General features: G+C 65.9%; 6 protein-coding genes. All 6 read left to right on the top strand.

The genetic code is table 11. The features are described 5' to 3' along the window. The first annotated feature begins 115 nt into the window (after positions 1 to 115). Complete coding sequence (fadD5, locus tag AC2VOK_RS18895) at positions 116 to 1,837, top strand: fatty-acid--CoA ligase FadD5 (RefSeq protein WP_428901833.1); 1,722 nt, start codon at positions 116 to 118, stop codon at positions 1,835 to 1,837. Positions 1,838 to 2,109: 272 nt separating this feature from the next. Continuing rightward, entirely contained in the window at positions 2,110 to 2,865 is a 756-nt protein-coding gene (locus AC2VOK_RS18890) for an MlaE family ABC transporter permease (protein WP_428901834.1), read from the top strand. Between the two features lies 1 nt (position 2,866). Beyond that, entirely contained in the window at positions 2,867 to 3,736 is an 870-nt protein-coding gene (locus AC2VOK_RS18885; protein ID WP_428901832.1) for an MlaE family ABC transporter permease, read from the top strand. A 5-nt stretch (positions 3,737 to 3,741) separates the two neighbouring features. Further along, positions 3,742 to 5,043 carry an MCE family protein gene (locus tag AC2VOK_RS18880; RefSeq protein WP_428901831.1) on the top strand — a complete coding sequence of 434 codons (1,302 nt, stop codon included), beginning with the start codon at positions 3,742 to 3,744 and terminating at the stop codon, positions 5,041 to 5,043. Continuing rightward, a complete protein-coding gene (locus tag AC2VOK_RS18875; RefSeq protein WP_421528683.1) occupies positions 5,040 to 6,080 on the top strand; it encodes a virulence factor Mce family protein in 1,041 nt (346 codons plus the stop codon). Before AC2VOK_RS18880 ends, AC2VOK_RS18875 begins: the two co-directional genes overlap by 4 nt. Beyond that, positions 6,077 to 6,365: MlaD family protein (locus AC2VOK_RS18870; RefSeq protein ID WP_428901830.1), on the top strand; the 289-nt coding region annotated here is incomplete at its 3' end. The genes AC2VOK_RS18875 and AC2VOK_RS18870, both read left to right, overlap by 4 nt.

Raw genomic sequence — 6,365 nt, 5'->3', positions numbered from 1 at the left:
GCTTTCGGAGCTTGTCAGGGCGGCCGTCGAGGCCATAGTGTGACCCACACAACACCATGTTTAATCAAATATCAAACCTGCGCACGCGATGCGAGGGCGAAGGGGAAGGCATCAGTTGACCGCGCAATGGGCCGGCCAGCGGACAGCGACTGCACAGTCCCGGAAATCGGCACCACAACAGCCCTACGGTGAACAGCCCTACGGGGAACAGCCCTACGGGGAACAGCCCTACGGGGAACAGCCCTACCGGGCCCGCAGGCACCACTGGGTCAACCAGCTCGAGCGACACGCGCTGATGCAGCCGGACGCGACCGCGCTGCGCTTCCTCGGCGGGACGGTGACGTGGAAGGAACTGCACCGCCGGGTTTCGGCCCTGGCCGATGCGCTGAGTCGCAGGGGAGTCGGCTTCGGCGACAGGGTCATGGTCCTGATGCTCAACCGCGTGGAGTTCGTCGAGTCGGTGCTGGCGGCCAACATGCTCGGGGCCATCGCCGTCCCACTGAACTTTCGCCTCACCCCCTCCGAGGTTGCCTGCCTGGTCGAGGACTGCCAAGCGCGGGTGGTCGTCACCGAGTCGGTGCTGGCTCCGGTGGCCGCCGCGGTGTGCCGCAGCCAGCCGCTGCTGGAGACGATGGTGGTCGCCGGCGGCGCCACCGAAGGCGACGGGCTGGGATACGAAGACCTCATCGGCGAGACCGGCGCCTCCCACCAGCCGGTGGACGTCCCGACCGAGTCGCCGGCGCTGATCATGTACACCTCGGGCACCACCGGCCGCCCCAAAGGCGCCGTGCTGACCCACGCCAACCTGACCGGACAGGCGATGACCGGCCTGTACACGATGGGAGCCAGCATCAACGACGATGTCGGCTTCATCGGCGTCCCGTTCTTCCACATCGCCGGAATCGGCAACATGCTGACCGGGATGCTGCTGGGCACGCCGACGGTGATCTACCCGCTCGGCGCCTTCGAGCCCGGACAGCTGCTCGACGTTCTGGAGGCAGAAAAAGTCACCGGCATCTTCCTGGTCCCGGCGCAGTGGCAGGCCGTGTGCGCCGAGCAGCGGGCGCGACCCCGCGACCTGAGGTTACGGGTGATCTCCTGGGGCGCCGCGCCGGCGCCGGACGCGCTGCTGCGGGAGATGTCGGCGACCTTCCCCGGGGCCCAGATCCTGGCCGCGTTCGGCCAGACCGAGATGTCGCCGGTGACATGCATGCTGCTGGGCGAGGACGCGATCCGCAAGCGCGGCTCGGTCGGCAAGGTGATCCCGACGGTAGCGGCCCGCGTCGTCGACGAGAACATGAACGACGTTCCCGTCGGCGAGGTCGGCGAGATCGTCTACCGGGCGCCCACGCTGATGAGCGGCTACTGGAACAACCCGCAGGCGACTGCCGAGGCGTTCGCGGGCGGCTGGTTCCATTCCGGGGACCTGGTGCGCATGGACTCCGACGGCTACGTCTGGGTCGTCGACCGCAAGAAGGACATGATCATCTCCGGCGGCGAGAACATCTACTGCGCCGAGGTGGAGAACGTCCTGGCGAGTCACGAGCGCATCGTCGAGGTCGCCGTCGTCGGCCGGGCCCACGAGAAGTGGGGCGAGGTGCCGATCGCGGTCGTGGCTATCAGCGGTGAGCAGCTGCGGCTCGAGGAGCTCGACGAGTTCCTGACCGAACGGCTGGCGCGCTACAAGCATCCCAAGGCGCTCGAGATCGTCGAGGCGTTGCCGCGCAATCCCGCCGGCAAGGTGCTCAAGAACGAATTGCGGGTCCGATACGGGGCTCTGGACAGTTCTCAAAAGCATTCCACGACAAACGATTCCATCGACAGCGAGGGGGGTTGACGGAAACTGTAACGTTTACCCACCGTCAACGAAGGGTTAATTGTGCCGATGCGGTTCACACGTGCATGGCCATCGGGTAGATTCCTGTGGTCCCGGTTACTGCTCGTGCGTAGCAGGGTGATGGTCACACAAGTCGGGCGGCAAGGAGGGGGCGTGCGGCACGATCATCTTGGATCCCTTCGGCCGGGCGCGACCGGCGTGAGGGGCTCGCGGTGACGTCAACGTCGACGAGTCGGCGCGGCCCTTACCTGGCCGGCTATCTGCGCGACCAGATGCAGGGGCCGCTGACGGTGATCGGCGGATTCTTCCGGATGTGCGTGCTGACCGGGAAGGCCCTGGGCCGCTGGCCGTTCCAGTGGCGGGAGTTCTTTCTGCAGTGCTGGTTCATCATGAGGGTGGCATTCCTGCCGACCATCATGGTCTCGATCCCGCTGACCGTGCTGCTCATCTTCACCCTCAATGTCCTGCTGATCCAGTTCGGTGCCGCCGATCTGTCCGGTTCGGTCGCGGCGATCGGCGCGGTCACGCAGCTGGGGCCGCTGACCACGGTGCTGGTGGTGGCCGGCGCCGGGTCGACGGCGATCTGTGCGGACCTGGGCGCACGCACCATCCGCGAGGAGATCGACGCGATGGAAGTGCTGGGCATCGACCCCATCCACCGGCTGGTGGTGCCCCGGGTGATCGCCGCCACCCTGGTCGCCACGTTGCTGAACGGGCTGGTGATCACAGTCGGGCTCGTCGGGGGATACCTGTTCGGGGTCTACCTGCAGAACGTTTCCGGCGGTGCGTACCTGGCGACGCTGACGGTGATCACCGGCCTGCCCGAGGTGGTCATCGCGACGTTCAAGGCGGCCATGTTCGGGTTGATCGCCGGGCTGGTCGGGTGTTACCGGGGTTTGACGGTCCGCGGCGGCTCCAAGGGCCTGGGCACCGCGGTCAACGAGACGGTGGTGTTGTGCGTGGTCGCGTTGTACGCGGTCAACGTGGTGCTGACCACGATCGGTGTGCGGTTCGGGACGGGGCACTGACGTGACGACTTCTGGCGTGGTGCGCTCCCGCTTCCCGCGGGCGGTGGAAAACCTCGACCGCTACGGCGGCGCGGCGGGCCGCGCGCTCGACGACATCGGCAAGATGGGCTGGTTCGGGGCGGTGGCCATCGGGCAGATTCCCCATGCGCTGCGCAACTACCGCAAGGAAACGCTGCGGCTGATCGCCCAGATCGGAATGGGCACCGGCGCCATGGCCGTCGTCGGCGGCACCGTCGCGATCGTCGGGTTCGTGACGCTGTCGGGCAGTTCGCTGGTCGCCATCCAGGGTTTCGCGTCGCTGGGAAACATCGGCGTCGAGGCGTTCACGGGGTTCTTCGCCGCACTGATCAACGTGCGTATCGCGGCCCCGGTGGTGACCGGCATCGCGATGGCGGCCACGGTGGGCGCGGGAGCGACCGCCGAGCTGGGCGCGATGCGCATCAGCGAGGAGATCGACGCCCTGGAAGTGATGGGCATCAAGTCGATCTCGTTCTTGGCGACGACGCGGATCATGGCCGGGCTGGTCGTGATCATCCCGCTGTACTCGCTGTCGATGATCATGTCGTTTTTGTCCCCGCAGATCACCACGACGATGTTCTACGGGCAGTCCCACGGCACCTACGACCACTATTTCCGCACGTTTCTGCGCCCCGATGACGTCTTCTGGTCATTTCTGGAGGCCATCATCATCACCGCGATCGTGATGATCACGCACTGCTTCTACGGGTATGAAGCCGGCGGCGGGCCCGTGGGCGTCGGCGAGGCCGTCGGCCGGTCGATGCGCTTCTCGCTGGTCTCGGTGCAAGTTGTCGTGTTGTCGGCTGCGCTGGCGCTCTACGGCGTCAACCCCAACTTCGCGCTGACGGTGTAGCTGCCATGACAGTCCAGATCAACAAGCAGCACAAGCCGCCCTACAAATCGGCCGGCCTCGCGGTGGTGGTCGCTCTCGCAGTGATTTTCGCGTTGGTGTACGGGCAGTTCCGGGGTGATTTCACGCCGAAGACGAAGTTGACGATGCTGGCGTCGCGAGCGGGGCTGGTGATGGACCCGGGCTCGAAGGTCACCTACAACGGGGTCGAGATCGGCCGGGTGGCCGACATCGTCGAGACGCAGCGCGACGGCAGGCCCGCGGCGAAGTTCACTCTGGACGTCGAACCGAAGTACCTGCATCTGATCCCGGCCAACGTGACCGCCAACGTCGAGGCGACCACGGTGTTCGGCGGCAAGTACGTGTCGCTGACGGCGCCGAAGAACCCTACGGCGCAACGGATCACGCCGTCGACGGTGATCGACGCGCGCAGTGTGACGACCGAGATCAACACGTTGTTCCAGACGATCACCTCGATCGCGCAGCGGGTGGATCCGGTGAAGCTGAACCTGACGCTGAGTGCGGCCGCCGAGGCATTGTCGGGGCTGGGGGACAAGTTCGGGCAGTCGATCGTCAACGGCAACGCGGTGCTCGACGACGTGAACCCGCAGATGCCCCAGATCCGCTCGAACATAAGACAGTTGGCAAACTTGGGTGACACCTATGCCGACGCCTCGCCGGACTTGTTCGACTTCCTCGACAACGCGGTGATCACCTCGCGCACCCTCAACGCGCAGCAGAAGGACCTGGATGCGGCGTTGCTGTCGGCGGCGGGGATGGGCAACACCGGTGCTGAACTGTTCGACAAGGGCGGTCCGTATCTGGCGCGCGGCGCCAAGGACCTGGTGCCCACCGCGCAGCTGCTGGACACCTACAGCCCCGAGATCTACTGCGGCCTGCGTAATTATCACGACATCGAACCCAAGGTCGCATCGTTCCTCGGCGGCAACGGCTACTCGCAGAACACCCACACCGAGGCTCTGTCCGGGCTGGGGCTGGTGCTCAATCCGCTGTCGCTGGTCGCCTCCGCCGCGCTGACGATGGGACTGGGCGGCATCGCCGGTGTGGTCGGCGGGGCGCCCAACCCCTACATGTATCCGGAGAACCTGCCGCGGGTGAACGCCCACGGCGGCCCGGGTGGTGCCCCGGGGTGCTGGCAGCAGATCACCCGCGACCTGTGGCCGGCGCCCGAGCTCGTCGTCGACACCGGCAACAGCCTCGCGCCGTACAACCACCTCGACACCGGGTCGCCGTATGCGATCGAGTATGTCTGGGGCCGCCAGGTAGGGGATAACACGATCAACCCATGAAAATCACCGGTACGCTCATCCGACTCGGCATCTTCTCGGCGGTGCTGCTGCTGTTCACCGTGATGATCATCGTGGTGTTCGGCCAGATGCGCTTCGACCGTACCAATGGGTATTCGGCCGAGTTCAGCAACGTCAGCGGGCTGCGCCCCGGCCAGTTCGTCCGAGCCTCCGGGGTGGAGGTCGGCAAGGTCAGCGCGGTGCATCTGGTCGACGGCGGCAAGCGGGCGCGGGTCGACTTCGCCGTGCAGCGCGGCCTGCCGCTGTATCAGTCCACCACCGCACAGATCCGCTACCTGAACCTGATCGGTGACCGCTACCTGGAACTGGGCCGCGGCGAGGGGGAGGGCGCCGACAAGGTGCTCCCACCGGGCGGGTTCATCCCGCTGTCGCGCACCTCGCCTGCGCTGGACCTCGACGCGCTGATCGGCGGATTCAAGCCGCTGTTCCGATCGTTGGACCCGGAGAAGGTCAACACCATCGCCACCACGCTGATCACGGTGTTCCAGGGTCAGGGCGGCACGATCAACGACATCCTGGATCACACCGCGCAACTGACCGCCCAACTCGGCGAACGCGACCAGGCGATCGGCGAGGTCGTCAAGAACCTCAACATCGTCCTGGACACGACGGTCCGGCACCGCAAACAATTCGACCAGACGATCGACAAACTCGAGGTGCTGATCACCGGGCTCAACGACCACCGTCAGCAGTTGGCCGACGGGATCGCGCACATCAGCAACGCCGCCGGGACGGTGGCCGACCTGTTGGCCGAGGATCGCGTTCTGCTGCACAAGAACCTCAATTACCTGGACGCGGTGCAGCAGCCGCTCATCGACCAGCGCGAGGCCTTGAACGATTACCTCCACAAGGTGCCGACCGCGTTGAACATGATCGGACGCGCCATCGGCTCTTACGGGGACTTCGTGAACTATTACGCCTGCGACATCACCGTCAAGCTCAACGGTTTGCAGCCTGGTGGTCCGGTCCGCACGGTCCGGCTCTTCCAGCAGCCGACGGGGAGGTGCACTCCGCAATGAGGACACTGGAACCGGCCAACCGGCCCCGGATCGGCTTGATGGGCATCCTGGTGATGCTGCTCGTCCTCGGCGTGGCCCAGAGCTTCACCAATGTCCCGATGCTCTTCGCCAAACCCAGCTACTACGGGCAGTTCTCCGACTCCGGGGGTATCAGCACCGGCGACAAGGTCCGCATCGCGGGCATGAACGTCGGCCGGGTGGAGGGCCTCGAGATCGACGGCGACCACGTGCTCATGAAGTTCTCGATCGGGACCCACACGATCGGCACCGAGAGCCGGCTGGCTG

Source organism: Mycobacterium sp. TH-M116, assembly GCF_057473685.1.
This window is presented reverse-complemented; position numbering and strand designations above follow the sequence as displayed.